This window comes from Actinomadura darangshiensis (assembly GCF_004349235.1).
GTDB classification, from domain to species: domain Bacteria; phylum Actinomycetota; class Actinomycetes; order Streptosporangiales; family Streptosporangiaceae; genus Spirillospora; species Spirillospora darangshiensis.
In genome coordinates this window covers 1-2,835 of the sequence record NZ_SMKY01000539.1, presented here as the reverse complement: position 1 = coordinate 2,835, position 2,835 = coordinate 1, and the positions used below count along the sequence as shown (strand labels likewise).

Here is a 2,835-nt window from a genome sequence, read left to right as displayed (position 1 = left end):
CCTACCCTCCCACCCCACCGCACAGGCGGCACGGGCCGTCCCGGAACCTCCGGGACGGCCCGCGCCGCGCCTCCTATGCGCTGGACGGTTGCGGGCGGAGCGGGTCGTGCCCCACGCTCATCAGCGCGTGGCGCCACTCCTCGTCCCGCTCCGCGTCCGGCGGACGGTTCTCCAGCCGGTCCTCCACGTAGCCGACGACCTCCTGCATCAGCTCGGCGTCGTCCTCGGTGAGGTCGACCTTCCGCTTGCGCAGGACGTCCACCACCCGGGCGCCCATCTCGGACACCCCGGGGCCGGGCCCAGCCCGGAACGCCTCCTCGCCCGACGCGTCCGTGAGCAGCCAGATGCGCAGCTCGTCGGACGTCATGTTGACGAGCCGGTGAAAGTCCTCCCAGGCCAGCTCCGCCTCAGCCGGTATGCGATCGTTCATCGAAAACTCCCTGTCGGCCGTTCAAGCCCGCCCTACCCGACGACCGCCACCCCATTCGCCCCGAATCGTCAGAGAGTGAAGGCGTAGAGGTGGTTGACGGGGCCGCTCTTGTCGCCGGCGTCGTCGACGGCGGCGCGGTCCTCGGCGAGGACGAACACGAGCCGGCCGGTCATGACGGCGTTGGACAGCTCGACGCTCTTCCCCACGCTGTCCTTGATGCCGGCCGTCCACCGGGACTTGCCGGTGGCGGCGTCGAAGCAGGACACGCGGCCCGGGCCCGTGACCGTGACGGCGCCATCGGCCGCCGCCGGGGAGGTCACACTCGGCCCGGGTATGGCAGGGAGAGCGGCCTTCCATTGCTCGCTGCCGGACGCGTCGATCGCGGACAGGTTCCCGGAGGCCCCGGCATAGATCGTCCCGCCGGACACCGTCGCGGGCTCCACACCCTTCTGATCGGTCTCGGTCGACCACCGGACCTCACCGTCCGACGGCGACACCGCCCACACGACGCCGCTCGAATGGACGTAAACGGCCCGGGCGTCCGTCACCGCCGAGGCATGCGGGTCGAACCGTCCGGACCGTTTGTTGGGCCCCCCGGACTGGGTCCAGCGGCTCTGGCCGGTGTCGACGTCCACGCCGCCGAGCACGCCCTGGATGTCCACCGCGCACACCACGCTCCCCGCGATCGCCGGAGCGCCCAGGAACTGTGAGCCTCCGTTGCCGATCCGCCACCGCTCCTTACCGGAGGCGGCATCGAGGCCGTAGAGGTGGCCCTCGCTGGAGACGGCGGCATGGCCGCCGGACGCGCTGGGCGGGGACAGCCATCCGCCAGGTGAGAAACTCCAGCGGAGCCTTCCGGACGCGGGATCAAGGGCGTTCAACGTCCCCTTGCCCCCGGGCTCATTGCGAACGGCGTAGAGGGTTCCGTCCAGGAGCCGAGGCGCGGTGCGTCCGTACTTTGAGGACGCGTCATATTGGCCGTGCGGCGACTCCCAGCGCTGGTGTCCCGCGGCATCGAACGCGTGCAGCCGGCCTTCGACGGAGGCGTAGATCGTGCCGCCGGAGACGGCCAGCGAGTACGGGAACAAGTCGGTGTCACCCGACCCGACCATGCCGTCGTCCTCGCTGGTGAACGTGCGTTTCCATGCGGGTTTCCGTCCGCTCACCTTGGTCGCCAGTTGCGCGTCCGCATCGCACCCGGCGAGGGTCGTCGCCCCCGCGAGAAGGGCGATCCGCAGCACCAGCCTCCGCGACACCGTCTCGTCCGGCATCTCACCCCTTCAGCTCGCCTGTCAGGGCAGAACAGCGTCCTACGGGCAGGTATACGCCTGGTATACGAGCGGCTGCGGATCCCACCGAGGGCCACCAACAGCGCAGAGCCAGGCGCAGGTCGCGGGGGTTCGCTGTGCGAGACTCCTAGCGGTCGGGACGGCGAGTTGAGGAGCGTCATGGAGTTGGTCCACTCGGGCAAGGTCAGGGACGTCTACGCGGACGGCGACGAGCTGATCCTCGTCGCGTCCGACCGGGTGAGCGTCTACGACGTCATCCTGCCCACCGAGATCCCCGACAAGGGCAAGATCCTCACGCAGCTGTCCCTCTGGTGGTTCGAGCGGCTCGCCGACGTCGTCCCGAATCACATCGTGTCCGCCACCGACGTGCCGGACGAGTGGGCCGGACGCGCCGTCCGCTGCCGCCGCCTCGACATGCTGCCCGTCGAGTGGATCGCCCGCGGCTACCTGACCGGCCTCGGCCTCAAGGAGTACGAGAAGAACGGGACCGTCTCCGGGATCGCGCTGCCGGACGGCCTGGTCGACGCGTCCCGGCTGGCCGAGCCGATCTTCACCCCGACCACCAAGGCCACCGAAGGCCACGACGAGTTCATGACCTACGGCGACGTGGTCGCGGAGATCGGCGCGGACACCGCCGCCCGCCTCAAGGACGTCACCCTGGAGGTCTACCGGCGCGGCGCCGCCCTCGCCGCCGAGCGCGGCATCGTCATCGCCGACACCAAGCTGGAGTTCGGCCGCGCCGCCGACGGCACCCTCGTCCTCGCCGACGAGGTCCTGACGCCCGACTCGTCCCGCTTCTGGCCCGCCGACCGGTGGCGGCCGGGCCGCCCCCAGCACTCCCTCGACAAGCAGTTCGTCCGCGACTGGAGCAGCACCCTCGACTGGGACCGCACCCCGCCCGGCCCCGCGATCCCGGACGACGTGGTCGAAGCCACCCGCGCCCGCTACACCGACGTCTACGAACGCCTCACCGGCACCCCCTGGCCGTCGTCAACTACTCGGCCCTGAGGACCGGGGTTGCCGGTTCGGTCCTTGTGGGCGTTGTTTACGCTCCCGACTGCCCGCTACGGGTGGGCGGTCACGGGTCGCATCCACCGGCCCCCGTGCTAGGCGGGG

3 protein-coding genes are annotated in these 2,835 nt (G+C 70.9%); 1 reads left to right on the top strand and 2 read right to left on the bottom strand.

Translation table 11 applies throughout. The features are described from left to right. Positions 1-73 precede the first annotated feature (73 nt). Together E1293_RS46055 and E1293_RS46050 are read right to left on the bottom strand one after the other, a co-directional pair. The gene (locus E1293_RS46055; protein WP_132206334.1) at positions 74-430 is read right to left on the bottom strand and encodes a DUF3140 domain-containing protein; all 357 of its coding nucleotides are present in this window, start codon (positions 428-430) and stop codon (positions 74-76) included. Positions 431-498: 68 nt separating this feature from the next. Next, positions 499-1,701: a PQQ-binding-like beta-propeller repeat protein gene (locus E1293_RS46050; RefSeq protein ID WP_132206332.1), complete on the bottom strand. Its 1,203-nt coding sequence runs from the start codon at positions 1,699-1,701 to the stop codon at positions 499-501. 177 nt (positions 1,702-1,878) lie between these two features. On the opposite strand from E1293_RS46050, the gene E1293_RS46045 reads away from it, so the two are divergent. Continuing rightward, entirely contained in the window at positions 1,879-2,727 is an 849-nt protein-coding gene (locus E1293_RS46045; RefSeq protein WP_132206330.1) for a phosphoribosylaminoimidazolesuccinocarboxamide synthase, read from the top strand. Positions 2,728-2,835 lie beyond the last annotated feature (108 nt).

Excerpts from the sequence above, each read along its gene's own strand:
- E1293_RS46055 (WP_132206334.1), bottom strand. The coding sequence starts at position 430 with ATGAACGATCGCATACCGGCTGAGGCGGAGCTGGCCTGGGAGGACTTT.
- E1293_RS46045 (WP_132206330.1), top strand. The coding sequence starts at position 1,879 with ATGGAGTTGGTCCACTCGGGCAAGGTCAGGGACGTCTACGCGGACGGC.
- E1293_RS46050 (WP_132206332.1), bottom strand. The coding sequence starts at position 1,701 with ATGCCGGACGAGACGGTGTCGCGGAGGCTGGTGCTGCGGATCGCCCTT.